Origin of the sequence: Delftia tsuruhatensis (genome assembly GCF_903815225.1) — a bacterium.
Lineage (GTDB): Bacteria > Pseudomonadota > Gammaproteobacteria > Burkholderiales > Burkholderiaceae_C > Comamonas > Comamonas tsuruhatensis_A.
In genome coordinates this window covers 132,594-158,685 of the sequence record NZ_LR813084.1, presented here as the reverse complement: position 1 = coordinate 158,685, position 26,092 = coordinate 132,594, and the positions used below count along the sequence as shown (strand labels likewise).

Annotated in this window: 24 protein-coding genes; 8 read left to right on the top strand and 16 right to left on the bottom strand. The window is 69.3% G+C overall.

Annotated elements, in window-relative coordinates:
- Position 1 precedes the first annotated feature (1 nt).
- Positions 2 to 1,153, top strand: coding sequence for an acyl-CoA dehydrogenase family protein (locus tag L1Z78_RS00725; RefSeq protein ID WP_234639681.1), 1,152 nt, complete (start codon positions 2 to 4; stop codon positions 1,151 to 1,153).
- A gap of 145 nt (positions 1,154 to 1,298) precedes the next feature.
- On the opposite strand, the gene L1Z78_RS00720 is transcribed toward L1Z78_RS00725, so the two are convergent.
- From L1Z78_RS00720 to L1Z78_RS00710, 3 genes are all read right to left on the bottom strand, one after another.
- Positions 1,299 to 1,613: a hypothetical protein gene (locus L1Z78_RS00720; RefSeq protein WP_234639680.1), complete on the bottom strand. Its 315-nt coding sequence runs from the start codon at positions 1,611 to 1,613 to the stop codon at positions 1,299 to 1,301.
- Between the two features lie 224 nt (positions 1,614 to 1,837).
- Entirely contained in the window at positions 1,838 to 2,920 is a 1,083-nt protein-coding gene (locus L1Z78_RS00715; RefSeq protein WP_234639679.1) for an HAF repeat-containing protein, read from the bottom strand.
- A 391-nt stretch (positions 2,921 to 3,311) separates the two neighbouring features.
- On the bottom strand, positions 3,312 to 4,226 hold the full coding sequence (locus L1Z78_RS00710) for a hypothetical protein (protein ID WP_234639678.1): 915 nt from the start codon (positions 4,224 to 4,226) through the stop codon (positions 3,312 to 3,314).
- Between the two features lie 378 nt (positions 4,227 to 4,604).
- Between L1Z78_RS00710 and L1Z78_RS00705 the strand changes: the two genes are divergently transcribed.
- On the top strand, positions 4,605 to 6,536 hold the full coding sequence (locus tag L1Z78_RS00705; protein ID WP_234639677.1) for a RecQ family ATP-dependent DNA helicase: 1,932 nt from the start codon (positions 4,605 to 4,607) through the stop codon (positions 6,534 to 6,536).
- 32 nt (positions 6,537 to 6,568) lie between these two features.
- Here the strand turns inward: L1Z78_RS00705 and L1Z78_RS00700 are convergent, their stop codons facing one another.
- Positions 6,569 to 7,057 (bottom strand): hypothetical protein, encoded by a 489-nt coding sequence (locus L1Z78_RS00700; protein ID WP_234639676.1) that lies wholly within the window; start codon positions 7,055 to 7,057, stop codon positions 6,569 to 6,571.
- Positions 7,058 to 7,369: 312 nt separating this feature from the next.
- Positions 7,370 to 8,350, bottom strand: a complete 981-nt coding sequence (locus L1Z78_RS00695; protein WP_234639675.1) for a Bug family tripartite tricarboxylate transporter substrate binding protein — start codon at positions 8,348 to 8,350, stop codon at positions 7,370 to 7,372.
- Positions 8,351 to 8,649: 299 nt separating this feature from the next.
- Between L1Z78_RS00695 and L1Z78_RS00690 the strand changes: the two genes are divergently transcribed.
- From L1Z78_RS00690 to L1Z78_RS00680, 3 genes are all read left to right on the top strand, one after another.
- Positions 8,650 to 10,023: an aspartate aminotransferase family protein gene (locus tag L1Z78_RS00690; RefSeq protein WP_234639674.1), complete on the top strand. Its 1,374-nt coding sequence runs from the start codon at positions 8,650 to 8,652 to the stop codon at positions 10,021 to 10,023.
- Between the two features lie 184 nt (positions 10,024 to 10,207).
- Entirely contained in the window at positions 10,208 to 11,281 is a 1,074-nt protein-coding gene (locus L1Z78_RS00685) for a GNAT family N-acetyltransferase (protein ID WP_234642294.1), read from the top strand.
- On the top strand, positions 11,263 to 12,162 hold the full coding sequence (locus L1Z78_RS00680; protein ID WP_234639673.1) for an arginase family protein: 900 nt from the start codon (positions 11,263 to 11,265) through the stop codon (positions 12,160 to 12,162). Before L1Z78_RS00685 ends, L1Z78_RS00680 begins: the two co-directional genes overlap by 19 nt.
- Positions 12,163 to 12,208: 46 nt before the next feature.
- Here the strand turns inward: L1Z78_RS00680 and L1Z78_RS00675 are convergent, their stop codons facing one another.
- The 9 genes from L1Z78_RS00675 to L1Z78_RS00635 form a co-directional block, all read right to left on the bottom strand.
- Positions 12,209 to 13,426, bottom strand: coding sequence for a DegT/DnrJ/EryC1/StrS family aminotransferase (locus tag L1Z78_RS00675; RefSeq protein ID WP_234639672.1), 1,218 nt, complete (start codon positions 13,424 to 13,426; stop codon positions 12,209 to 12,211).
- Positions 13,419 to 13,913 (bottom strand): DMT family transporter, encoded by a 495-nt coding sequence (locus L1Z78_RS00670; protein WP_234639671.1) that lies wholly within the window; start codon positions 13,911 to 13,913, stop codon positions 13,419 to 13,421. The genes L1Z78_RS00675 and L1Z78_RS00670 overlap by 8 nt, the downstream gene beginning before the upstream one ends.
- A gap of 155 nt (positions 13,914 to 14,068) precedes the next feature.
- Positions 14,069 to 14,437: an EamA family transporter gene (locus L1Z78_RS00665; RefSeq protein WP_234639670.1), complete on the bottom strand. Its 369-nt coding sequence runs from the start codon at positions 14,435 to 14,437 to the stop codon at positions 14,069 to 14,071.
- On the bottom strand, positions 14,427 to 15,368 hold the full coding sequence (locus tag L1Z78_RS00660) for an alpha/beta hydrolase (RefSeq protein ID WP_234639669.1): 942 nt from the start codon (positions 15,366 to 15,368) through the stop codon (positions 14,427 to 14,429). Before L1Z78_RS00660 ends, L1Z78_RS00665 begins: the two co-directional genes overlap by 11 nt.
- 144 nt (positions 15,369 to 15,512) lie before the next feature.
- Positions 15,513 to 16,217 (bottom strand): MtnX-like HAD-IB family phosphatase, encoded by a 705-nt coding sequence (locus tag L1Z78_RS00655; protein ID WP_234639668.1) that lies wholly within the window; start codon positions 16,215 to 16,217, stop codon positions 15,513 to 15,515.
- Positions 16,210 to 17,154, bottom strand: coding sequence for an HlyD family secretion protein (locus L1Z78_RS00650; RefSeq protein ID WP_234639667.1), 945 nt, complete (start codon positions 17,152 to 17,154; stop codon positions 16,210 to 16,212). Before L1Z78_RS00650 ends, L1Z78_RS00655 begins: the two co-directional genes overlap by 8 nt.
- A complete protein-coding gene (locus L1Z78_RS00645) occupies positions 17,151 to 17,897 on the bottom strand; it encodes an ABC transporter ATP-binding protein (protein WP_234639666.1) in 747 nt (248 codons plus the stop codon). Before L1Z78_RS00645 ends, L1Z78_RS00650 begins: the two co-directional genes overlap by 4 nt.
- A gap of 9 nt (positions 17,898 to 17,906) precedes the next feature.
- A complete protein-coding gene (locus L1Z78_RS00640) occupies positions 17,907 to 19,064 on the bottom strand; it encodes an ABC transporter permease (protein ID WP_234639665.1) in 1,158 nt (385 codons plus the stop codon).
- Positions 19,061 to 20,491, bottom strand: a complete 1,431-nt coding sequence (locus L1Z78_RS00635) for a TolC family protein (RefSeq protein ID WP_234639664.1) — start codon at positions 20,489 to 20,491, stop codon at positions 19,061 to 19,063. Before L1Z78_RS00635 ends, L1Z78_RS00640 begins: the two co-directional genes overlap by 4 nt.
- Before the next feature lie 229 nt (positions 20,492 to 20,720).
- On the opposite strand from L1Z78_RS00635, the gene L1Z78_RS00630 reads away from it, so the two are divergent.
- Both L1Z78_RS00630 and L1Z78_RS00625 read left to right on the top strand, forming a co-directional pair.
- A complete protein-coding gene (locus L1Z78_RS00630; RefSeq protein WP_234639663.1) occupies positions 20,721 to 21,443 on the top strand; it encodes a response regulator in 723 nt (240 codons plus the stop codon).
- A complete protein-coding gene (locus L1Z78_RS00625; protein ID WP_234639662.1) occupies positions 21,428 to 22,606 on the top strand; it encodes a sensor histidine kinase in 1,179 nt (392 codons plus the stop codon). The genes L1Z78_RS00630 and L1Z78_RS00625 overlap by 16 nt, the downstream gene beginning before the upstream one ends.
- Here the strand turns inward: L1Z78_RS00625 and L1Z78_RS00620 are convergent.
- Positions 22,581 to 23,258 (bottom strand): TetR/AcrR family transcriptional regulator, encoded by a 678-nt coding sequence (locus tag L1Z78_RS00620; protein ID WP_418921661.1) that lies wholly within the window; start codon positions 23,256 to 23,258, stop codon positions 22,581 to 22,583. The genes L1Z78_RS00625 and L1Z78_RS00620 overlap by 26 nt on opposite strands.
- 45 nt (positions 23,259 to 23,303) lie before the next feature.
- On the opposite strand from L1Z78_RS00620, the gene L1Z78_RS00615 reads away from it, so the two are divergent.
- Positions 23,304 to 24,986, top strand: coding sequence for an acyl-CoA dehydrogenase family protein (locus L1Z78_RS00615; RefSeq protein WP_234639660.1), 1,683 nt, complete (start codon positions 23,304 to 23,306; stop codon positions 24,984 to 24,986).
- A gap of 16 nt (positions 24,987 to 25,002) precedes the next feature.
- Here L1Z78_RS00615 and L1Z78_RS00610 read toward each other — a convergent pair whose 3' ends face one another.
- Positions 25,003 to 25,995 (bottom strand): helix-turn-helix transcriptional regulator, encoded by a 993-nt coding sequence (locus tag L1Z78_RS00610; protein WP_234639659.1) that lies wholly within the window; start codon positions 25,993 to 25,995, stop codon positions 25,003 to 25,005.
- Positions 25,996 to 26,092 lie beyond the last annotated feature (97 nt).

Here is a 26,092-nt window from a genome sequence, read left to right as displayed (position 1 = left end):
CATGACTTTTCTCAGACTGGGCACCACCGAAGAAGACCAGGCCGTCGCCGACGCCGTGGCCCGCTTTGCCGACGACACGCTGGCCCCCCTGGCGCAGCGCATGGACGAGGAGGCGCTGTCCGCCACCTGCCATGTCCCCGGCCTCGCTCGCCTGGGCGTGATGGGAATGAACCTGCCCGAGGCCCTGGGCGGCCCCGGCGTCACACCCACGGCCATGCTCATGTCGCTGGTGGCGATCTCGCGCGCCTGTGCGGCCACCTCCTCCATGATCGGCGCCCACTACCTGGGCACGGACGCGGTGCTCATCGGCGGCGACGACGCACAGCGCCGCCAGTGGCTGCCGCGCTGCGCCAGCGGCGAATGGCTGGCGGCCTTCGCGCTGACCGAGCCGCGCGGCGGATCGCACCCGGCCGACATGCGCACCCGGGCCGAGCGCACGGACGATGGCGAGAACTATGTGCTCACGGGCGTCAAGCACTTCATCTCCAACGCGGCCGAGGCGCGCTTCCTGGTGGTCTTTGCCAAGACCGATCCGCAGGCCGGCGCGCGCGGCGTCAGCGCCTTCATCGTGCCGCGCGATCTGCCGGGCATCCAGGTCTCGGCCCCCGAAAAACTCATGGGCATCCGTGGCGGCCATGCCTTCGAGGTCGCGCTGGATGGCGTGCGCGTGCCGGCCAGCCACCGGCTGGGCGCCGAGGGCACGGGCTTCAAGACGGCCATGAAGGTGCTGGACAACAGCCGCCTGGACGTGGCGGCCACCGCCCTGGGCGTGGCCGAGGCCGCGCTGGCCGCCGCCGCGCAATGGGCGGCCCAGCGCCTGGTGGGCGGCGAGCCGCTGGCCACGAAACAGGGCATCCAGTGGAAGCTGGCCGACATGAAGCTGCGCCTGGAGGCCTCCTGGGCGCTGACCCTGCAGGCCCTGGCCCTGCGACAGGCCGGCCAGCCCTTCACCCAGCACTCGGCCATGGCCAAGCTGCATGCCTCGGAAATGGCGGGCTTTGTCACCGACGAGGCCCTGCAGATCCACGGCGGCTACGGCTATACGCGCGACATGCCGCTGGAGCGCCTGGTGCGCGATGCACGCATCCTGCGGATCTACGAAGGGTCGTCTGAAGTGCAGCGGGGGATCATTGCGCGGGGGGTGTTGGGGTAGCGCATGCCGCAGCGCGGTGCTTGCAACAAGGCTTTCCGATCACGCTTATGTCAGCTGCTCAGGCACTGACTTCAGCGGAAATCCCATGACGTATTCCAAACTGCAGCGTGCTGCTGCAGGCCCCCTGAAGACCCAAGGAATCAGGCTAAAAGGGAAAATCCATATTGAAATAATAGTAAGGAGATGAGTAACCAGGACTATATATGTCCTCCAGGAATCTGCCTGGTACATCAAATTGGAAAGGACCCGCAGGACGTTCCGCAAAGACAGGCTCAGCCGGCTCGGAAAGATCATAGAAGCCTACACGCACAGAATTCCTTCGATCATCTCCAACATAGAGAGCTCCCGCATCATCTTCCTTCCTTATCATTTCAAATGGATCTTTCGGCGCCGCACAGGCGGCACTTATCGAAAAAACAAGAGCAAGGCATGTCATTGACTTTTTGAAGGTTTTTCTCATTTGGATCACCTCTTTGTGCAGCCCCACACACGAATTTTGAATCTTGCCAGGCCTGCGCCGACTCTATAGAGCTTGGCCTGCGCAGGCCAGCCCCACTGAGCGGCCCATTGCTTGTCCATGGCCACTGCAAAGTCATAACGTGCTCTAAATATCAGAGAGCCATTCGCAAATTAATATCCCACTTCATACGCGCAAGCCTTTTCTACATAAGAGATATGGGCTCCTCAAGGCGTGCACAGATTCTGCAAGAAGGCATGCGTATCCCGATCCAGCGCCACTTCGCTGCCACCCGTCAGATAGCAGCCATCCTGGCTCAAACCCCGGCCCGAGCTGTTCTTGCCGCCGGGCAGCGTGCCCAGATCCACGGTGCCGCCCGACAGCGTCCAGCGGATGGCGTGGCGTGTGCCGTCGCCGGTTTCGCTGGTACCGCTGACCAGGCCGTTGTCCCCCAGGTCGGCCACGCTGATCTTGAAGCCTCCGCTCAGCGGAGGAATATCCGTGCGGGTGTTGGTGGTGGTATCCCAATAGAACGGGATGGAGTCTCCATTGGCATTCTGGTAGCGCCCGATCACACCGCCGCTGGAATTGAGATCGCTGGCGCTGTTGCGAGCCGGATTGGTCACCAGCACCAGCGGAGTGGTGCTGGCATTGGGCCACAGCACGGCACGGCCACCCTGGGCGCCAAAGTCGCAATTGCCCAGGATGCGCCCATTGGCCACATGGGTGGTGGTGCAGTACAGCGCGCCCGTGGGTAACGGTAGCGTGGTCACTCCGTAGGCACCCAGCAGGCCCGCCGCCCACAGCACGGGCTGGGGCCGGCCGTTGGTTCCGGGGCAGTTGCCGGAGATATTGGGCATGTTGGGATTGGGGGCCGTGCTGTCGATGTCGGTGGGCACGCAGTTGGTGGCATCCAGCCCCAGCAGGCCCGCCGGCAGCGACCGGGCCGTGGTCTCGTTGATGCGCCACATCACGGGCTGGGCCGTATTGTTGGCACTCACACTCACACCTGCCGTTGCCCCGCCATGGTTGTAGGCCGTTCCCATGGTGCGCACACCGCCCAGCAACGGCTGCAGGGGCTGGACTGTCGTGGGCGAGTTGGCATTCCAGACCACGGCCGTGGTCAGCGAGTCATTGTTCAGGCAACTGCCCAGAATTCGGCCACCATTGGTGATGATGGTGGCCGCGCAGCTGCGCGCCGTGGCCAGCCGGCCCAATTCCACGGCCGTGCCAGGCGTCAATGCCACAAAGCCGACGGCGGAACCATCGGGTTTGGCGCAGGCGCCCACCACATGGCCGGAGGTATTCACGGATATGCCAACGCATTGGGGACCCACGCTGGTGCCGATATCCTGCATGGGGCCTGCAATGGCGCAAGCAGAGGCAAGCCATGGGCTGCAAGCCAGCAGCATGCGAGGGAAAAGGGCCGGAACATTCATTTGCACACTCCTGCAATCGAAGGAATACAACGGACACGAATCGACGGATTTCCCGCATCGGGGCGCAGAGGCCGCCCAGCGCTGGCATGGTGGCCATTAAATCGTGCAGAGATCGAGGATGGGGAAAAGCTTTTTTATCAGCGGACTCCCACGGCAATGGATTTTCAATCCATGCAACGGACGGCTACGACCAGGACAAGGCAGGGGTTCCGAAGCCATGGCCACGAATGGCTGGCGACCCCGGTGCAATGCCCCGCACCGGTCATGGGAAGCGTGGGTCGGCAGGCCGAGCGAACGCCCCGTCCGGGTCAGCGTCGCGCCGCAGGGCACCGATCACCAGCGGCCGGGTCGGGTCGTAGTCGGCCAGCACGAAGCCATAGCCACCGCCGGTGGCGTCGAGCAGGTACCGCACCGGCACGCCCGCCCGCTGGCCGTCTCCGTCCTGAAAGGCCACAGGCGCCGTGGAGACCACGTCACCATGTCCCGTGGCGACGATCAGTTCCCCCTGCTCGCCCAGGCGCAGCGATTGCGCACCGTCCACGCGCACCTGGATCTGGCCGGCATCCGCCTGCGGGGCCACATGGAACAGCGTTTCCACATGGTCGCCGCGCGCCGCCAGTTCGACTTCGATGCCGGGCCAGGCGCGGCCCAGGAGGATGTTGCGGTAGGTGGCAGCCCGGTAGCTGTTCGGGCCCGCGAAGCGGCTGACCCATATGTCCGAGGCCTGGCCGCCCACGGGCGACAGGGGCTGGGCGCCCGCCAGGGTCTCCGTGAGGCTCCAGGCGGGTGCTCGGGCCTGCGCCCCCGTGTCCGGAAGCCAGCCCATACCGTCTTCATGCACCGGCTCCACCGGAGCCGGCAGGCTGTAGACGATCTGGCCCTGGCGGGTAACGAACACCGCGCCCGCAGAGGTCCTGCCCATGAAGGCCACGCACCCGTCGAACTGGCCGCTGTTGGCCTCGAAGGGCATGGGCATGGCCATGGCCCGCCCCCCCTGCCGGGCCTGCTCCATCGAAGGCTTGTGCGCGCCTTCCCCGGCCGGTGGCTCGAGCTGCAGTGAAGCCGGCGGGAGGGCCGACCACAGCCACATGCCCGGCAGCAGCGCCAGGGCCATGGCCACCAGCCAGTGCTGGCCGCTGGCGCTCAGGCCGGCCGTGTCGTCCGAATCCCGTGGCAACGCCCCATCGCCTGCCCGACGCCGGCCCCGGCTTCCGGGTGGATCCACGCCATGCGCCGCATCCGTTCCGTCCATCTTCCCCTCCCTTCCGATCCTTTGGTATGTGCGATCCAGTCTAGGTTTCGCCGGCGAGCGCCAAGGTGGTAACCACAACGGCATATCTCCTAGGAATCGCCGTTTGGAGACTTCGCCCTGCCGTGGTACATCAGACGCCTGTGTGCCATGGCCCGTGCTGTGCAAACCCTGCGGCCGCCACGGAGCTTGCCGCGGGGCGCACAATCGGGGGGTGCTCCGGCTTCGCGCCGGAGCCTGCTTTTTGGGCGCCACGCGCCGTATTCCTTCCACCCGGCCTTGCCGCCTTTTTTCGAAAGACGCCCGTTGTCCGCCGCGCATTCCGTCCTGCAAGCCGTGTTCGGCTACGAACAATTCCGCGGCCCGCAGGAGGCCATCGTTTCCCATGTGGTCGCCGGCGGCGATGCGCTGGTGCTCATGCCCACGGGCGGCGGCAAGAGCCTGTGCTACCAGGTGCCGGCCATCGTGCGCCAGCAGCAGGGCCATGGCGTGGCCGTGGTGGTATCGCCGCTGATCGCGCTGATGCACGACCAGGTGGGCGCGCTGCACGAGGCCGGCGTCAGCGCCGCCTATCTGAATTCCACGCTGTCCTATGACGAGACGCAGGAGGTGGAGTGGCGGCTGCAGGGCGGCGAGATCACCCTGCTCTATGCCGCGCCCGAGCGGCTGAACACGCCGCGTTTCCTGGGCCTGCTGGATGACCTGCATGCCCAGGGCAAGCTGTCGCTGTTCGCCATCGACGAAGCCCACTGCGTGAGCCAGTGGGGCCACGACTTCCGCCCCGAGTACCGCGCCCTCACCGTGCTGCACGAGCGCTATGCGGGCGTGCCGCGCATCGCGCTGACGGCCACGGCCGACGCGCTCACCCGCGCCGACATCATCGAGCGCCTGCAGCTCGAAGGCGCGCGGCATTTCCTGAGCAGCTTCGACCGGCCCAACATCCGCTACCGCATCGCCGAGAAGAAGGATGTCTCCAACCAGCTGCTGCGCTTCATCGAACGCGAGCACGAGGGCGAGGCCGGCGTGGTCTATTGCCAGTCGCGCAAGCGCGTGGAGGAGCTGGCCCAGACGCTGAGCCAGGCCGGCGTGCCCGCCCTGCCCTACCACGCGGGCCTGCCGGCCGAGACGCGCCAGCTGCACCAGGACCGCTTCCTGCGCGAGGACGGCATCGTCATGGTGGCCACCATCGCCTTCGGCATGGGCATCAACAAGCCCGACGTGCGCTTCGTGGCCCATGTGGACATGCCCAAGAACATCGAGGGCTACTACCAGGAAACGGGCCGCGCGGGCCGCGACGGGCTGCCGGCCGATGCCTGGATGGCCTATGGCCTGTCCGACGTGGTCAACCAGCGCCGCATGATCGATGAAAGCCCGGCCGAGGACACCTTCAAGCAGGCCATGCGTGGCAAGCTCGACGCCCTGCTGGGCCTGGCCGAGGCCACGGACTGCCGCCGCGTGCGGCTGCTGGCCTATTTCGGCGAAACGTACGGCATGGGCGCGCCGGGCGAGCCAGAGGAAACCGACGCCGAGGGCCGTCCGCTGCAGCGCGTGGCAAAGACGGCCTGCGGCAACTGCGACAACTGCCTGGAGCCGCCGGCGCTGTGGGACGGCACGGATGCCGCGCGCAAGCTGCTGTCCACCATCTACCGCGTGCACGAGGCCAGCCAGCTGACCTTCGGCGCGGGCCACATCATGGATGTGCTGCGCGGCAAGGACACGGAGAAGGTGCGCCAGTACGGCCACGAGAAGATCTCCACCTTCGGCGTGGGCAAGGAATACAGCGAGCCCCAGCTGCGCGGCGTGATGCGCCAGCTGCTGGCCACGGGCGCCCTGGGGCTGCACAAGATCACGAGCGAGAACAGCGGCCACAGCTTCGACACGCTGTGCCTGGCCGAGGGCTCGCGCGAGGTGCTGCGCGGCAACGTGCCGGTGCAGCTGCGCGAGGCCGTGGCCGCGCCGCGCACGCGCGCCAAGCGCGCCACCACCCAGCCCAATGCGGCAGCGGCCAGCCTGGGGCCCGATGCCCAGGTGCGCTTCATCAACCTCAAGGCCTGGCGCGCCGAGGTGGCGCGCGAGCACAACCTGCCGGCCTACGTCATCTTCCACGATGCCACGCTGGCCGCCATCGCCGAGCGCGATCCGCGCACGCTGGACGATCTGCAGGGCATCAGCGGCATGGGCGCCAAGAAGCTCGACGCCTATGGCGCCGAGGTGCTGCGGGTGGTGGCCACGGGTTGACGGGAAAGCCCGTCCGGCGCAGCAGCCAGCGCTCAGGGCTTTGTGGCGTCGTTCCTGTCGACCACGCCGTCGCCGTTCACGTCGGCTTCCTTGAAACTGCGCTCGGCGATGGCCATGTCTTCCTCGGCGGTGTAGCGGCCGTCGCGGTTGCTGTCCACGATGCCGAAGCGCACATGGGCCTGCTTCATGGACTGGGCGTAGCGCTCGTCGGGCTGGCGGCCGGCGTACTGCTGCCTGAGGCGGGCCTCGAACTCGTCCACGTATTCCTTCTCGCTGAGCCAGCCGTCGCCATTGGTGTCGCCGGCCAGCAAGCGCTGCCTGCGCACGGTGTCGTACTCCGCGCGCGTGACCACGCCGTCGCGGTTGGCGTCATAGCTGCCCATGAAGGCCGCCTGGCCGTGGCCGCCCGCAGGTTGGGCCGGGCCGCTGGCGGACGGCGATGTGGTCGAAGCGCAGGCGGTGAGCAAGGCCGCCAGGCCGGCGGCGGCCGCCAGGCGCAGGGCAGGAAAGAACTGGGTCATGCATCGACTCCTGGAAAGGACATGGGCAGTGGCCGGAGCCCGGGCGGGCTGCACACCACCGGCGCCGGCCATGCACGCAGCGCTCCTGCGGGACCATGGTCCCGAAGATCTCTGCGGATGGCCGCTGCCGATTCTCTCATCAATTGATGATGATTATCATTTGCATCTCTGCATCGCTGCATCGATGGCGCGGCGGCACGCCAGGTCGGGGCGATGCCTCGGCCCCAGAGCGTGTGATGCACTTTTACGTGCCCGCGAAAGCAGGGGGCGCCGAGCCGGAAAAGGGGCCCGGAACGAGGCGCAGCACACGCTCTAATCCAGGGAAATCCCTGTTTCCCGGATCAAGGCGCCCCATTTTTCATGGTCGCGCCGTACCCATGTGGACACTTGCTGCGGCCCTGCAGGCATTGGCTCCATGCCGTGGAGCGCGATCTTTTCCGCCAGCTCTGGCGCCTTGAGTGCGCGCTGCAGCACGGCACTGGCGCGGGCCACGATGGCGTCGGGTGTCTGCTGCGGCAGGTACATCGCATACCAGGACGTGTACTCGAAGCCCGGCAGCGTGGCCGACATCAGCGGCAGCGAGCGCGTGGCGGGCGAGGTGCTGGGCGCCGTGGCTGCCAGCACGCGCACGTAGCCCTTGTCGACCGCCGCCTGCAGCGAGGGCAGGCTGCTGAACATGGCGCCTACCCGGCCGGAGGCGAGATCTCCGATGGCCGCCGCGCTGCCCTTGTAGGGAACATGCACGACCTCGGCCCCGGACAGCCTTTTGAACAGTTCCGCCCCCAGGTGCGCCGTTCCCCCCACGCCGGCCGATGCAAAGCCCAACTGGCCGGGATGGGCCCGGGCATAGTCCACCAGTTCCTGCGTGGTCCTGACCGGCAGCCGCGTGGACACCACCAGCACATGGGCGCTGGTGGTCACCATGCCCAAGGGCTTGAGCCTGGCGACCTGGTCACCGCCCCCGTTGCGGCTCAACAGGGGCTGCAGCACCACATTGCCCAGCGCCGGCATCCACCAGGTGTGCCCATCCGGGTCCGCGCGCGCCACGGCCGTCAGCGACGGTATGCCCATGCCGCCGCCCTGGTTCTCGACCACGAAAGGCTGTCCCGTGAGGGCGGCCAGTTTCTGGGCGATCTCCCTGGCCGTGATGTCGGCCGGACCGCCGGCCGCATAGGGCACGATGATCCTGACCGGCCGGGTGGGCCAGTCGGCGGCCGGCTGGGCCAGGCCGACGCCGGCCAACGCCGACAGGCAGGTGGCGACCATGAGCCGCCGCGCAGTGGAACAGGGCATACCGACCTCCTTTGCACTGCCTGGGGGCGGCATCCGGCAGGATGCCGGTGCTGGCGCAGGGCATGCGCAATCGTTCTATCTGATGGAATAAAAGACTTTCAGATAGAACTATAGAATGCCGCTCCTGCGACGCATTCAGGGTTAACGCGGGCTGTGCGAACGGCATGGCGCGAACTCTTTCAGGCCAGGCGCGGCCAGGGGCTGCCCGCGCGCCCTCCACAAACCGCACACAAAGGCTCGACAGCGCGGCAAGGTTGCCCGCCCACACTTCGGCGGCTGAATATCCGGAGCCCTCTGCTGTGACCAATAACGCCCAACTTCTGGCCGACGAAGCCAAGTACTGCTCGTTCGGGGATACCGTCCACTACGTCAACCCGCCCAAGATCTTCTCGGGCTGCGAAGGCAGCTACATGTATGACGAGGCCGGCACGCCCTACCTCGATCTGCAGATGTGGTATTCGGCCGTGAACTTCGGCTACAAGAACAAGCGCCTCGAGCAGAAGATGATCGAGCAGCTGCAGACCCTGCCCCAGGTCGCCAGCCAGTACCTGCACCCGACCAAGATCGAGCTGGCCAAGTTCATCGCCCAGGACGCGGAAAGGAAGTGGGGCCATGCCGGCCGCGTGCACTTCAACGTGGGCGGCGCCCAGGCCATCGAGGACTCGCTCAAGGTCGTGCGCAACGCCAGCGGCGGCAAGAGCCTGATGTTCGCCTTCGAGGGCGGCTACCACGGCCGCACGCTGGGCGCCTCCAGCATCACCTCCAGCTACCGCTACCGCCGCCGCTTCGGCCACTTCGGCGACCGCGCGCAGTTCATCCCCTTCCCCTACCCCTTCCGCCGCCCCAAGGGCATGACGGCCGAGGAGTACTCGCACTCCATCGTCAAGGAATTCGCGCGCAAGTTCGAGAACGAATACCACGCCATCTGGGACCCCAAGACCAACCAGTGCGAGTACGCGGCCTTCTACGTCGAGCCCATCCAGGGCACGGGCGGCTACGTCGTGCCGCCGCCCAACTTCTTCAAGGGCCTCAAGAAGGTGCTGGACGACCACGGCATCCTGATGGTGGTCGATGAGATCCAGATGGGCTTCTGGCGCACCGGCACGCTGTGGTCGGTGGAGAACTTCGGCGTCAAGCCCGACGTGCTGGTCTTCGCCAAGGCGCTGACCAACGGCCTCAACGCCCTGTCGGGCCTGTGGGCGCGCGAGGAGCTGATCAACCCGACCATCTTCCCGCCGGGATCGACCCATTCCACCTTCGCCTCCAACCCGCTGGGCACGGCCCTGGGCCTGGAAGTCATGAAGATGACCCACGAGATGGACTTCGGCCGCCAGGTGCGCGAATCGGGCGCCTACTTCCTCGAAGGCCTCAAGGAGCTGCAAAAGCGCCACAGGGAAATCGGCGACGTGGACGGCCTGGGCCTGGCGCTGCGCGCCGAGATCTGCACCGAGGACGGCTTCACGCCCAACAAGGCGCTGCTGGACAAGATGGTGGACATCGGCCTCGAAGGCGGTCTGGAATACCAGGGCCAGAAACGCGGCCTGGTGCTGGACGTGGGCGGCTACTACAAGAACGTGATCACCTTCGCGCCCTCGCTGATGATCTCGCGCCCCGAGATCGACGAGGCCATGGTGCTGCTGGACCAGCTCCTGACCAAGGCAAAAAAGGGCTGACCCCCTGAGCCGCTTCGCGGCTTCCCCCTGAAGGGGGGCATCCGGGCAGCCGGCGACACCCTCGGTGCGGGGCGGCGCGGCCGGCACAGGCCCTTCCTCGGTGCCCCTGGGTTGTGCACTGCCAGTTTCATAGAGTGTTGAAAACACCTAGCGTCATGGAAAAACTGATCTGATGAAAGGCACATTGCCCCTGGACCGTCTGCACAACCAGCTCGAACCCGCCAGCCTGCTCGCGCAGTTCGCAGCCCATCCTCCCGAGGGCTTCGCACTGCTGCAGGACTGGCCGGCGCCGGCCTTCACGGCGCCGTTCGATCTTCTGACCACGGCGGATGACGCGCTCAAGGCGCGTCTTTTGTCGTTGCCGGCGGGCGCCTGGCTGTCGCGCCGGCTGCGCCTGTCCACCGACTTCGTGGGCACCACGGTCAGCGAATACGCCGTGCTGCCCGCCGGGCCCACGCCCGCGCAGCAGGCCGCCGCGCTGCGCGCGCATGCGGGCCGGCGCATGCTGACCATCGTCAAGGATCTGCCCCAGGACTCGCCGCTGCTGCCCGCGGCCGACAACGCCCATGCGCAGGCCCTGGCCCGGGCCCTGGCCGATGCGGGCTTCCTCCTCGTCGAAGGCCAGGCCCTGGCCTATGTGCCCATCACCTTCTCCAGCCTCGACGACTACCTGTCACGCCTGTCCAGGAGCCGCCGCCAGAACCTGCGCCGCAAGCTCAAAAGCCGCGCACGGCTGCACATCGCGCGCATTCCCACGGGCGCGGCCTTTGCCGATGACGCGCGCGTCGATGCGTACTACGCGCTGTTCGAGGCGGTCTACGCGCAAAGCGAGATCCACTTCGACAAGCTCACGCGCGGCTTTTTCGCGGCCCTGCTGCGCGATGCGGGCAATGCCGGCATCGTGTTCGAGTACCGCGCGCTGCGCGAGGACGGCACGCCCGGCGATCTGCTGGGCTGGAACCTGTGCTTCGAGCACGACGGCAAGCTCATCGACAAGTACATCGGCCTGTCCTACCCGGCCGCGCGCGAGGCCGACCTGTATTTCGTGAGCTGGATGGTCAACCTCGAATACGCCATCGAACAGGGCCTGAGCCACTACGTGGCCGGCTGGACCGATCCCGAGGTCAAGGCCCAGCTGGGCGCAAGCTTCACCTTCACGCGGCATGCGGTCTTCATCCGCAACCCGCTGCTGCGCGCCCTGGGCCGGCGCTTTGCCGGCCACTTTGAAAGCGATCGCCAATGGAGCGAACAGAACTGAAAACCGTCGTGCTGGACGTGGATGGCTCGGTGGGCCCGCTGCCCGGCGAGCTGCGCCTGCCCTTGCAGGACTGGCAGGAGCAGGTGCGCTTCGGCTGCGGCCTGCGCCGCTTCGCGCGCTTTCGTGCCGCGCTCGATGCGCAGCTGCCCGCCGCGCACGGCACGGCCCTCATGGGCAGCGGGGACTTCCACCACCTGAGCTGGCCGCTGATCGAGCGCTGCATCGAGAAAGAGGCCCTGTCCGCCGGCCGGCCGCTGCGCGTGGTGGTGCTGGACAACCATCCGGACAACATGCGCTTTCCCTGGGGCGTGCACTGCGGCTCCTGGGTGCGGCGCGTGGCCCTGCACCCGGCTGTCTCGCATGTGCATGTGGCGGGCATCACCTCGGGCGACATCGGCCGCAGGCATGCCTGGGAGAACTATCTGGCGCCGCTGCGCACGGGCCGCCTGAGCTACTGGAGCGTGGGCGTGGACACGGCCTGGTCGCGCCGCCTGGGCGTGGACTCGGCCTTCCGGAGCTTTGCCAGCGTGGCCGAGCTGTCGCGCACGCTGGCCCGCATGCTGCGCGAGCAGCCCCAGCCCACCTACCTGAGCATCGACAAGGACGTGTTCGCCCCCGAGGTGGTGCGCACCAACTGGGACCAGGGCCGCATGCTGGAGGCCGAGGCCCTGGACGTGATCGGCGCGCTGGCCGGCCAGCTCGTGGGCAGCGACATCACGGGCGACGTCTCGTCGTGGCGCTACGCCACCTGGTGGAAGCGCTGGATGAGCGCGGGCGATGGCCAGGACACGCAGATCGACGCCCAGACCCTGGCCGCCTGGCAGCTGGGCCAGCATGTGCTCAACGAAAAACTGGTGGAACGCCTGGCGCAGTGCCGGTGACGCCCAGGGGCCGATGCCTGACCTGTCCCAGAGCGTGTTCACGCTCTCAGGCCAGCTGTCGTTCCAGAACGTCCACCAGGTCGCCGAAGCGCGCATCGCCGAACCACGGGCTGTTGCCCACGGCCACCAGGCGCTGCGCCCAGTCGCGCGCCTGCTCCACCGCGTCCTGCCGCGCCAGTCCCAGCACATGGTCGTAGCGGCCATAGTCGGGCAGCACATGGACGAAGGGCAGGGACAGGCCCCAGCCCTGCCCCCACTGCGCGCGCAGCAGCGCATCGCGCACGGCCGCGTCACGCAGGCGCAGCAGCAGCACGGGCCAGACGCCCTGCGCGCCGGGCACGGCATCGCAGACCACCTCGACCCCGGCTATGGCCGCCAGCCGGGCGCGGCGCTCATCGGCCTGGCGCCGCAGCCGCTGCTGGAAGTCCGCCAGCCGCGCCAGCGCGCGCCGGCCCACGCGGCGGCGCCAGGCGCCCAGTTCGTGGCGCGGAATGGCATCGTCGAAATCGTCGCCTGCCGCCTCCACCCAGTCACCGCGTGACAGCGCATCGCGCAGGGGCCGGCCATAGGCCAGGCCCAGCCCCGCAGGCCGGTACAGGGCCGCGTAGCCCAGCAGCTCCAGGCTGCGGCGCAGTTCCCATACAGCATCCTGGCGCACGCCGGCAGCGTGTGCCTCCCTCAACGCATCGCGCAGCGCGGCATCGCGCACCAGCAGCACGCCGCCCTCGAAGGTGGTCAGGCCCTTGCCCACGGCCAGGCTGTAGAAACCCACGTCGCCCTGCCATCCCACGGGCTGGCCATGCACGCGCGCGCCCAGCGCCTGGGCCGCATCCTCGATCACCCAGGCGCCCACGGCGCGTGCGCAGTCCAGGGCCATGGCCACGTCGGCCACGCGGCCGCACAGGTGGGTGGGCAGCACGGCCAGGGTCCGCTCGCTGCACAGGGCGCGCAGATGGAGCGCGCTCATGTCCAGCGCATCGGGGCGCAGTTCGCACAGCCGCAGCTGCAGTCCGCAATGGGCCACGGCCAGCGCCACCAGCGGGCAGGTGTAGGCGGGCACGATGACCTCGCTGCGCGCGGGCGCCAGGCGGCGCAGCGCCTGCAGCGCCACCATCAACGCCGAGGTGCCCGAGCATTCGAGCTGCACGGACGGCACGCCCAGCCACTGCGCCAGTGCCCCTGCCAGGTCCGCATCGCCCCAGGGCAGCAGGTCGGCCGCGCGCAGCGGCAGGCCCGCCGTGGGCGGCAGCACGCGTTCAGCCACGGTGCGTGCCGTGATCGGCCGAGGCCGCCAGATGCGCGGCGCCCGCGCTGGCCGAGCCCGCACCCGGGTTGCCGCCCGCATGGCCCGGCGCGTCATCGTCTGCGCCGGCCCCCTCGGCCTCCTGCGTCTCGCTGACGGCCAGGCAGGCGATGCCGGCCACGATGAACAGGCAGCCGATGATCTGCGGCAGGCCGATGCGCTCGTCGAACAGCCAGTACGACAGCGCCAGCACCGAGAGGATCTCCAGGTGCGAGGCCGCGAAGGCCGGACCGATGGGCGCGCGCTGGAGCAGCGTCATCCACGAGAAGAAGGCACCGATGTAGCCCACGAAGGCGCCGTAGATCCAGGGCTGGCCGAACACGCGCGCCAGCCAATCCACCGAGAACTCCAGCGGCAGCGCCGAAATGCCGGCCTGCTTGAAGCTCAGCTGGGCCAGCGTGTCGAAGGCCATGAGCACCAGAAAGCCAATGAAATAAAAACGCTTCATATCGGTATTTCAGTTCCTTGATGCTGGCTCTGCACGCATCGCTTGAAACTGTCGCGGCGCAAGCGCGGGACACCGAGCAAGAGCCGCCTCGCAGCGAGGGTGTCGTCCCCCTTCAAGGGGGAAGGCGCGAAGCGACTCAGGGGGTCCTCCATCTTTCAATGCAATCCGACGATGGCCACGCCTATCGAAACAAGGACGATGCCCGCCACCCGCATGGGCGCCAGCTTCTCGGCGAACAGCAGTCGGCCCGCGATCATGATGGCCACGATGTTGATGGAGCCCAGCAGCACGCCCTCGGACAGCGGCACCAGCGACAGAAAGGCCAGCCACAGCACGAACTCGGCCACATAGCAGCCCACGCCCAGCCAGATCCAGGGGCGCGCGGCCATGAAGCGCCAGCGCGCCAGGCCATCCAGCTCGCCGGGCTGGCTGGCCGCGGCCTTGAAGGCCAGTTGGCCTCCGCTGTCCACCAGCACGTTGAGCACCCACAGCGTGATGACCAGCGGCGAGAGGTCACTGCCCATGCCGCGCGTCCTCCACGGCGGCGCTGTCGCGCGGGACGGCACCGCTGGCGATGCGGGCCACGAATTCGGTGGTGCGCGCGATCACGGTGCGGCGGTCGCGGTCGATGGTGACCATGTGGTAGCTGTTTTCCAGCAGCACCAGCTCCACGTGGGCCTGCGTGGCGCCATGCACGATGTCATGGGCGTTGGCCACCGAGGAGATGTCATCGTTGCGCGCATGGATGACCAGGCAGGGCGAGCGCAGCAGGGGCAGGCGCGACAGCACATGGGCCGACAGGCGGCGCAGCTCGATGATGGACCACCAGGGATTGCCGGGCAGGCCGGCCGCCGCGCTGTCCCCCGAGTGCATCTGCTCGACCACGCGCGCGCGCAGGGCCTCGTCCTTGATGCCGTAGGGCGGCTGCTCCATGAACACGCTATGGCGGCCGATGCCCAGCGCACGGAACAGCGGCAGCAGGAAGGCCAGCCGCGTATAGAAGGGAATGCTCCAGCCGTCGTAGCGGAAGGTGGTGGACAGGGCGCAGACACCGGACACCTTGTCGGGGTGGCGTTCGGCCACGGCCAGCGAGAGCACGGCGCCCATGGACAGGCCGCCGACCACCACATGGTCCACATGCCGCGACAGGCGCATGAGGCCGTCCTCGACGCTGGCCAGCCAGTCGGTCCAGCGCGTGTCGATCAGGTCTTCCATGCTGCCGCAGTGACCGGCCAGCTGTACCGCGTAGACCGTGAAGCCCTGGCGGTTCAGGCCCTTGGCCAGCACACGCATCTCGGCCGGCGTGCCCGTCAGGCCATGCACCAGCAGCACGCCGGTGCGGCCCGCAGTGCCCGTGCCCGGCATGACGAACTCATGCGCGGTCACGCAGATGCCATCCAGCCCCGGTGCGGGTTCGCTGCGCTGCACCAGGGAGAACCCATCACTTAAATTCATATCAATTTCCCAGGGCGCTCCGCGCCACCCTCAGCCTACGAAACCGGCACGCCCTGAAGCCAGAGACACCGAGGAAGGGCCGCCCCGCACCGAGGGTGTCGTCCCCCTTGGGGGAAGGAGCGAAGCGACTCAGGGGGTATATCGTCATGCCATGGCCTCCAGGCCGAGCACCACCTTGTCCAGCAACGCGGTGGCCTGTTCGAAATGCTCGAACGGCGCATGGGCGATGCCCCGGCTTTCGCAATGCGCGATCAGCTTGTACTTGGCCAGCACGAAGTCGGCCCGGCCCGAGACGCAGAAGTCCGAGGTGCTGTCGCCCACGTAGAGCACGCGGCCATGCACGGCCTGCTGCTCGGCCAGGCGCTCGCACTTGCAGTTGCCGCTGGCGCGTGCGCAGCGCGCGCTGGCCCAGGGCGACTCCAGGCGCCAGCTGCGCTCGCCGGTCTGCACCAGGCGATTGGCAATGACGTCCAGATGGCCCAGGCCGTGGCGCGCGAGCACATGGCGTATGGCGTAGTCGATGCCGTCGCTGACCACCTGCACCACCATGCCGTGGGCCTGGGCCGCGGCCACGAAGCCCGCGAAGCCGGGGTCGATCGCGATGGTGTCCAGGTGTGCGCGCAGCTCGGCCTCGCTCATGTCCAGCAGGCCCACCTGGCCCTTCATGCATTCGCGCGAGCCGATCTCGCCACGCTCCCACGCATCCTCCAGCGCCTGCCAGCCCGGCCGGCCGAAGCGGTTGAGCAGGGTGTCGGTCACGTCCAGCAGGCTGATCGTGCCATCGAAATCGCTTTGCACCATCCAGCCGGGAGCGGCCGTGTCCAGGTACAGGGGAATGCGCTTATTCATGAAATTGCACCCTCACGTTTTGGCCCACGCGTACGGCGGCGGCGGGGGCCTGGTCGAAAGCCAGCACGCATTCGATGACGCGCACCGGTCCGCGCTGCTGGTCATCCTGCAGCCGCGCCGTGCCGTAGACGGGGCTGATGCGCAGCACGCGCGCGGCCGGCAGCGGCTGCGGCGCGGCGCCATCGGCGTCCAGCACCACCGTGGCGGCCATGCCTTCGCGCACGGCGGCCGCGAAGCTCTCATTGATCTCGGCACGCACCTGCAGCGGGCGCTGGGGCAGCAGCACCACGGCCGGCGTGCCCGGCACGGCCTGGCTGCCCGCATGCGTGGCCAGGCGCACCACGGTGCCGGCCTCGGGGGCACGCAGTTCCAGGCGCTTGTGCTGGGCACGAAGCTGTTCGAGCTTGCGCTCGGCCACCAGGGCCTCGGCTGCGGCCACGTCGCTCTCGGCCTGGGCGTCGCGCAGGGCCTGCGCGGCCTCGTCCACGCCCTGGGCATCGGCCGCGCCTTCGCGTGCCGCGGCCTGCCAGCGCGCCAGCGTCTGCTTGAGCTGGGGCAGGCGGGCCGCACGCGCCTTCTGCCGGGCCTTGGCCAGTTGCGCTTCGGATTCGGCCACGGCCACGTCGGCACGCAACGGGTCATCCGTCAGCTGCAGCAGCAACTGGCCGCGCTGCACGGCCTGGCCTTCCTTGACGGCCATCTGCCGGACCACGCCGGCCACGGCGGGCGACAGATCGAGCAGGCCGCCTTCGACCTCGATCTTGCCGCGCGCCACGGCCACCGATGCAGGCTGCTGGGTCTTGGCGCCCGCGGCCGCCGGCCCCGTACCGGCCGGCGCATCGTGCGAGGGCCCGCAGCCCGCGACCAGCGCGGACAGGGCCAGTGCCGCCGCCAGGCCCGTGGGAGAGGCGGCGAAGCCGCTCAGGGGGTGCTTCATTCTTGTTGTTCCTTGAGGGAAGTGGACTGGCGCCAATCGCTGCGGATGGCGCCATCCTCCATGCCGAGCACGCGGTCGGCATGGCGCACCAGGCGCGGGTCGTGGCTCACGCACAGCACCGTCGTGCCGTGGTTGCGCGCCGCGCGGTGCAGGATGTCGATGACGCGCTGGCCGCTTTCGGCATCCAGCGCACTCGTGGGCTCGTCGGCGAACAGCAGCTGGGGCGCCTTGGCCATGGCGCGCGCGATGGCCACGCGCTGCTTTTCGCCACCCGACAGCTCGGCCGGACGCATGTGGGCGCGGTGCGACAGGCCCACCTCCTCCAGCGCCTGCTGGGCACGGCGCAGCGCCTCGGCGCTGCGCAGGCCCATGTAGCCCAGCGGCAGCTGCACCTGCTCCAGCGAAGTCAGCGCGGGAAACAGGTTGAAGCCCTGGAACACGAAGCCGGTGTGGCGCAGGCGGAATTTCTCCAGAGCGCGCGTTCCCATCCTGCCCAGGTCCTCGCCCAGGGCCATGGCGTGGCCGCTGTCGGGCGCCTGCAGCCCCGACATCAGCGACAGCAGGGTGCTCTTGCCGCAGCCCGAGGGACCCGAGATCAGGCTCAGCTCGCCCGGGTACAGCGTGACCGACAGGCCCTGCAGCACCTGCACGCGCACCATGCCGGACAGGAAGGACTTGCACAGGCGCACGGCCTCGAGGCTGGGCGCGGGGCGGGAGGCGGCGGGCTGGTTCATGGAGTGCATGGCCGTTCCTCAACGCAGCAAGGTGGCCGGATCGTTGCGCAGCAGGCTGCGCATGGCGCCCAGGCCCGACAGCAGGGACAGCACGGCCACCAGCCCGCCGCAGGCCAGCACGGCCGAGGTGTTCAGCGCCACGGGGACGCGGTAGGCCGTGGCCAGGCTCAGCAGCACGGCGCTGGCCAGCGCGGCCAGCACGAAGCCCAGGCCGCCGATCCAGCAGGCCTGCTCCACCACCACGCGACCCAGGGCCGCGCGGCTCACGCCCAGGGCGTTGAGCACGGCGTATTCGCGCGAGGATGCGGCGACCACGGCCTTCAGCGACTGGCTGGTCACCACCGAGCCCACCAGGCAGACGATGATGGCCATGAACAGCACGCCGGCGCCGGCGCCCGTGTCGAACATCCAGTAGCGCTGCGAGCGCCGCGCGAATTCCTTGGCCGTCCAGGCCTCATGGGGACCGAAGCTCGAAGCGTCGGACAGGTTCAGCCGCCGCTGCACGTCCTTGCGCCGGGCGCCTTCGCGCACGCGGGCCACGAAATAGGTACTGCCCTGGGCCAGGTCTCCGCCAGCGATCTCGCGCGCGGTGGCCAGCGAGGCCAGCACGTTGACGCCGCCCAGGCCGCGCAGCCCGTCGACCGCGGCCACGACCTGCACGCGGTGGTTGTTGACCCAGGCCACGCCGCCTTCCTGCACGCCCAGCTGGTGCAGGTCGGCGCGGTCCACGATGACGGCGCCGGGCTCGCGCAGGCGCTGGCGCTGCCACGGCTGCAGAAGGCGCGCGAACAGCATCGAGGACGCGTCCGTGGCAATGCCCGAAAGGTAGATGGAGACGCCGCCACCGGCATCGCCGACGGCGCCTTGGACACGGCCCGCCCGCCAGTCGCCATCGACCCAGACATAGGGCTCGACGGCGGCGATGTCGACGTCCGAGCGCAGGCGCATCTCCACGTCGCGGGATATGGTGCGGCCGAAGTTCACGCTCTGCGTGCCCGGATAGCCCACCCACAGGTCGGCCGTGGAGGCCGTCACATAGAGCGCGGCCGAGCCGAAGATGCCCAGCACCAACGCGGCCTGCATGGCCAGCAGCACGCCCGAGAAGCCCACGGCGAACACCGAGGGGATGAAGCGGCGCCACTCATGGACCAGCGTCTTGCGCGCCAGGGCGATCATGCGCCGGCTCCCGGTACGGCAGGCGCGGGGGCGGCATCCTGGCCAAGGTCCTTGTCCTCGGGCGGCAGCGGCGCGCCACCCAGCGCCTTGTACAGCGCCACATAGGCCAGTGCGTGGGCGGCCAGGGCCGTGGCCTGCTCGCTGCGCGCCTGCAAAGCGGCGCGGCGACCGGCCAGGCCGCCGAATTCGCTGTCCAGGCCCAGGGCCTGGCGGCGCTCCTGCGCCTGCCCGCGCTGCTCCAGCACCTGCCCAGAGGCCTGCAGCGCGGCGATGCGCTCGCGCTGGGCGGCCAGGGCTGCCAGCGCCGATTCGACCTCGGCGACGCCATCGAGCACGCTCTGGCGATAGGCCTGCACCGAGGCCTGCAGCGCCAGCTCGCTGGCGTCGGCCTGGGAGCGGCGCCGGCTCCAGTCGAACAGCGGTATGTCGATCTGCGGCCCGAAGGTGGGCGCGTTGTCCTGCGTGGTGCGCAGGTTCTGCGTGATGTTGTACGAATACAGCAGCGAGCCCGCGATCACGAAGCGCGGGTACAGCGCCGACCTGGCCAGGCCCAGCTCGGCCGCGGCACGCTCCACGCCGGCCTGGGCGACCTGGATGTCGGGCCGCGTGCGCAGCAGGTCGGCGGGCAGGGCCGCCACGGCCAGGGCGTCGGGGCCGGGCAGCGGCGCGCCGGCATCGGCCCCCAGCCACTGCGCATCGGGCCGCGTGCGCCCCAGCAGGGCCGCCAGGCCATGGGCGGCGCGGGCCTGGGCCTCGCGCACGGCGGCCTGCTGGGCCAGGATCTGGGTGGACTGCAGCCGCAGCTGCTGCACGGCGTCCTGGGTGCCCAGGCGCTGCGCGCGGCGCACTTCGGCCAGTTGCAGGGCGCGGGCATCGATGCGCACCTGCTCGTCCAGCAGCGCGCGCTGGCGCTGGGCCATGCGGATGTCCAGGTAGCGGTGGGCCACATCGGCCACCAGGGCCACGCGTGCGGCCTGCAGGCGGCCTGCCGCGTCGAGCACGCCAGCCGCGGCGCTTTGCAGGCCGGCCTCGCGCGCTCCGAACAGGCCCAGGTCCCAGGCCACGTCGATGCTGGCGTGGAAATACGAGTCGATGGCCGCGATGTCCTGCAGCGTGCGCACGCCCGCCGTCACCACGGGGCGATAGGCCGCATCGGACGTGCCGGCCAGCAGCCGCTGCTGGCGCAGCCTGGACTGGGCCTGGGCCAGATCGAGGTTGGCAGCCAGCGCCTCCTCGACCAGGGCGTCCAGTGTCTTGTCACCCCAGGCCTTCCACCATCCGTGCAGATCGGGTGCGGCGGCCGTGGAGGCCGGCAGCGGCTGCGTCCAGGCCTGGGGTACCGAGCCATCGATCTGCGCCGGCGGTGGCGCGGAGCAGCCGGCCAGCGCCAGAACGGCGCCCAGGCACAGGCAGGAGAGGCGGGGCATCGCGGAGGCGGTGTTCACGGGGTGGGCAGGGCAGTCGGAGAGAGGGATGGGGCACAGACCATGCCCCGTATGCCCATTGGACGCGCCCAAGCTTGCGCCAGATTGCAGGGTTTATGGAGGGAATATGGAGGCCTGCGCCAGGCCGGACACCGCCCCATAATGCGCTTTTGATGCTTGGCACGGTGGCCCGCCGCCCCTGCGGCGGCCCTGCGCCGGCCTGGTTTCCGCCATGAACATGTCCGCCCAGCCCGCAACCACCCCCCTCGTGCTCGTCGTCGAAGACGAGCCCGGCATCGCCAGCATCCTCACGGCCTATCTGGAGCGTGACGGGCTGCGCTCGCGCCAGGCCCAGGACGGCCAGGAGGCCCTGCAGCTGTTCCGCCAGATGCGCCCGGACCTGGTGCTGCTGGACATCCACCTTCCGGGCATGGACGGCATCGACGTGCTGCGCGCCATCCGCGATGACGGCCAGACCCCCGTGATCATGGTCACCGCCCTGGCCGACGACGTGGACAAGCTGCTGGCCCTGCGCCTGGGCGCCGACGACTACGTGGTCAAGCCCTTCAATCCGCCCGAGGTCGTGGCCCGCGTGCGCGCCGTGCTGCGCCGCACCCAGGCGCGCAAGAGCCCGGCGCCCGCCCCCATCCGCGTGGGCCCCATCGAGATCGATGCCGAGGCGCACAGCGCCGTGGTCTACGACAACGAAGGCCGCGCCCTGCCGCTGCCGCTGACGCTGACCGAGTTCCGGCTGCTGGCCTGCCTGGCGGCCCAGCCCCGGCGCTGCTTCTCGCGGGCCCACCTGATCGAGCACTGCCTGCCCGAGAGCGATGCGCTGGAGCGCGTCATCGACTCCCACCTGTCCAAGCTGCGCCGCAAGCTGCAACTGGCCGGCCAGGAGGGCCTGATCGAGACCGTGCGCGGCATAGGCTACCGGCTATGGCCCTGGGACTGAGCCCCAACCGCATCTGGGTACGCTTCGGCCTGTGGATCACGGCCACCGTGCTCAGCACCATCGCCCTGCTGGCCATCGGCGTGCTGGTGTTCTCCGAGATCCAGTACCGCGACTTCTACAACAGCCTGCCGCCGGCGGTGCAGTTGGAGCTGGACGAGCTCAACGCCCAGTCCCTGGAGGACAGCCCGCGCGCCATGCAGATCTATGGCCAGTACTGGACGGGCGATCTGCTGTTCGGCGAGAAATGGTCCCTGGTGATCGGCCTGCTGGTGTGTCTGCCCTTCGGGCTGGCCGTGGGCTTCTGGGTCTCGCGCCTGGTCACGCGCCCGCTGGCCTCCATGGTCGAGGTGGCCAAGCGCGTGGAGCTGGGTGACTTCAGCGCCCGCGCCCTGCCCGGCAAGGCCCATGGCGAAATGGCCGAGATGGTGGAGGCCTTCAACCGCATGATCGATTCGCTGGAGACGCTGGAGACCGAGCGCCGCGCCACGGCGGCCTCGATCTCGCACGAGCTGCGCACGCCGCTGACCGTGCTGCAGGCGCGGCTGCATGCCATCTGCGACGGCGTGATCGCGGCCGACGAGGGTGAGCTCAAGGCCCTGCTGTCCCAGGTCGAGCACCTGGGCCGGCTGGTGGGCGACCTGCACACGCTGTCCATGGCCGACGCGGGCCAGCTGTCGCTGCAAAAGCAGCGCCTGGACCTGGCCGAGCTCGTGGCCGAGACCCTGGACCATCTGCATCCCCAGCTGCTGCAGCACGGCATGCAGCTGGAGATGCACCTGCCCGCGCCCAGCGACATCGGCGTGGCCGACATCCGCGCCGACGCCGACCGCATGCGCCAGATCCTCTCCAACCTGGTCAGCAACGCCATGCGCCATGCCGCCAGCGGGCAATGGCTGGGCGTGCGGCTCACGCTGGAGACCGACGCCGAGCACCGCCGCAGCGTGGTGCTGTGCGTCAGCGACGCGGGTCCGGGACTGCCCAGCGAGCTGCGCGCCCACCCGTTCCAGCGCTTCGCCCAGGTGCCGGGCAAGCGCCGCCGCGAAGGCTCGGGCCTGGGCCTTTCCATCGTCAAGGCCCTGACCGTGTCCCAGGGCGGCAGCGTGGAGGCGGACGATTCCGAGCGCGGCGGCGCACGCTTCACCCTGCGCTTTCCGGCGGCCTGACGACGCTGGCGGCAGCAGCCTCGCGCAGCAGCGCGTGGATGGCCCAGCCCAGCGGCACACGCAGCTCGGGCAGGGTCTGCCGCGGCCCCAGTGCCAGCAGGGACTGGGAAACCCAGCCATAGGTCAGCGTGTGCAGCAGGCGCGCCAGCGGCTGCGCGGCGAGCGTGGCCGCCCCGGGCTCCAGCGCCGTGGCCCACAGCTGCACATAGGCCTCGTAGTGGCGGCGAAAGGGCTCGAGGGCCGACACCTTGCGCTCCAGCATGAACAGCGCGGCCCACATGGGCGCCTCGCGCGCCATGGCGCCCACCAGGGTGTCCAGCAGCGCATCCACCCGCTGCGCCAGCGGCGCGCCGCGCTGCGCGGCCAGCACCTGCATTCCCTGGACGTGCAGGTGCCGCACCTGGCGGTGGATGCACATGGCGGCCAGCGTGTCCATGTTGCCGAAGTATTCGTAGAACGTGCCCAGCCCCACGCCGGCCACGGCCGCCACCTCGCGCACCGTCGTGCGCTCGAAGCCCTGCTCGATCACAAGCCGAACAAAGGCGTCCTGCAGCGCCTGGGACGTGGCCTGCGCACGCGATTGCAGGGGGCGCCGCCGCACCTGGGGCGGCTGCGGCAGCTGCCTTGAAACCCGAACACCTTTGCCGGCCATTTTTCCTAGACTTGTCCAATGAGACCAACGACCACGGAGACAGGCATGGACACCGCACAGACATGGGACACGCACGAGGTCCTGAACCAGTTCGACGAGTACACCGATTTCAACCTGCTGGAGGTCGACCCTGCCCTGGCCGAGGCCCTGCAGCGCAGCGGCGCCGCGCGCCACCTCCCGTCGCTGTCGCGATATGCGCAGCAGCTGGGCGAGCGCACCACCTGGGAGCTGGCCGAGCAGGCCAACCGCCACACGCCCGAGCTGCACCGCTTCGACGCGCGCGGCCGCATCATCGACACTGTTGAGTTCCACCCGAGCTGGCACACACTGCTGGGACTATACCGGCAGCAGGGACTGATCTCCCTGCCCTTCGAGGACAGTAGCACGGGCCGCTGGAGCGCCTGGGCCGCCGGCTTTTACCTGCACGGCCAGGTCGAGCAGGGCACGCTGTGCCCCGCGACCATGACCACGGCCGCCATCCCGCTGCTGAAAAAGGAGCCCGCGCTGTGGCAGCAGCTGCAGGACAAGCTCTGCAGCCATGCATACGATGCGCGCGACATCCCCGTGCACGGCAAGGCCTCGATGTGGCTGGGCATGGGCATGACCGAAAAGCAGGGAGGCTCGGACGTGCGCGCCAACACTACGGTGGCCATGCCCGTGGCCGGTGGCGGGCGCGGCGGCGAGTACCTGCTGCGCGGCCACAAGTGGTTCTTCTCCGCCCCCATGTGCGATGCCCATCTGGTGGTGGCGCGCATGGGCGAAGGCGGGGGCCAGGCCTGCTTCTACGTGCCGCGCTGGCGCCCCGACGGCACGAGGAACGCCGTGCGCGTGCAGCGCCTCAAGCACAAGGTGGGCAATCGCAGCAACGCCAGCAGCGAGGTGGAGTTCGAGGATGCCTGGGGCATCCTCATGGGCGAGGAAGGCCGGGGCATCCCCACCATCATCGAGATGGCCACCTACACGCGCCTGAACTGCGTGCTGGGCAGCGCGGCCATCCTGCGCTCGGCCCTGGTGCAGGCCCTGGCCTATGCGCGCCGGCGCATGGTCTTCGGCAAGCAGCTGGCCGAGCAGCCGCTGATGCGTACCGTGCTGGCCGACCTGGCCCTGGAGAGCGAGGCCGCGCTGCAGATCGCCATGCGCCTGGCCCAGGCCTACGAGAACGACGGCGGCAACGACGGCGGCGACCCGCTGGAGCGGGCCTGGAAGCGCATCATGACGCCGGCCGCCAAGTTCTGGGTCTGCAAGCGCGGCGTGGAACTGACGGGCGAGGCCATGGAGGTGCTGGGCGGCAACGGCTATGTGGACACGGGCGTGATGGCGCGCCTGTTCCGCGAGGCCCCAGTGAACTCGATCTGGGAAGGCTCGGGCAACGTCATGTGCCTGGACGTGCTGCGCGCCATCTCGCGCGAGCCCGAGGCCGCGCGCCTGCTGCTGCAGGACCTCGTCGATGCGGCGGCCGGCGAAGCCGTGCTCCAGCAGCAGGCGCAGTCGCTGGCCCGGCGCCTGTCGGCTCCCCCCGAGCAGCTCGAAGCCCAGGCCCGCCGCCTGGTCCAGGACCTGGTCCTGCTGGCCCAGGCCTGCCTGCTGCGCCGCCATGCGCCGCCCGCCATGGCCGACGGCTTCATCGCCACGCGCCTGGGCATGCAGCAGGGCGCCCTGGTCGCCGGGGCCTTCGATCCCTCGGGACTGGACATCGCCGCCATCCTCGGGCGCGCCCTGCCGCAGTGAATGGCGTGCCCGGCGATCACAGCCGGGCGCGCACCAGCTTCGGAGAGATGCCGAAGCGGCGCTTGAAGGCCGTGGAGAAATTGGCCGCGCTCGTATAGCCGGCGGCATGCGCGACCTCGGACACGCTGCAGCCCGTCTGCTCCAGCGAGGCCCAGGCCCGCTCCAGGCGCTGTTCGCGCCGGTACTCGTCGATGCTCGATCCATAGGCCTGGCGGAACTGGCGCTGCAGCGCGCTGGCGCTCAGGCCGACCTCGCGCGCGATCTCGGCCAGCGTGCGGCCACCCTCGCCGCCGCTGTCCAGCAAGGCCTTGAGCCGTGCCATGCGCCGGCGTTCGCGCACGCCCAGCACCGTCTGCGCCAGCTCCGGCTCGGGTGCATCAAGGGACTGCAGCGCCTCATGCACCAGCTCCAGCGTACGGCTGGCCAGCAGCACGGGCGCCGAGCCTTCGCGCGCCAGCTGGATGAGCTGCTCGGCCAGTGCCACGGCACGCGGCGAAGGCTGCCAGGGGCGCATGGCCAGCAGTTGCTGCTCCATCCAGTACCGCAGCAGCGACGGTGCCGCCATGGGCAGGGTCTGCGCGGCGAGCCACTGCGGCTGGACGGTGACGCTGAGCTTGCGCTCGAACTTGCCGCGCCGCCAGTGCCGCATGAACATGTCGCCGGGCCGCGAATGGATGACGGCGCCGCAGGCCCGGGCCGAGGCCCGCGCGCCATCGCCGGGCGCCACCTGCATCTGCAGACCCTGGTGGCCGAAGGCCACATCCACGCAGCCCTCCAGCAGCACCACCAGATGCAGGCCGGCAACCGCCGGCGAGCGCGTGCTCATGGTGCGCAGATCACGCGCCTCCACGCCGTGCAGCCACAGACCGGGCTGCACCTGCCAGGCCTGCACATGGCCGGCCAGCAGCGCATCCTGGGCCGAAACCTCGGCATCGAGGATGCGGTAGTCAGGGCCGCTGAAGTCGCAGGCACGCAGCGTGCCCCGCCCCAGCCAGCGCGGGGCACGCAAAGTTGTTTGGACAGAGGGGTGAGCCATGGCACGGCCGGAGCGATACAAGCCCCGCAAACAGGAATGATTCTTATTTTATTATGGGAGCCGGGGCAAC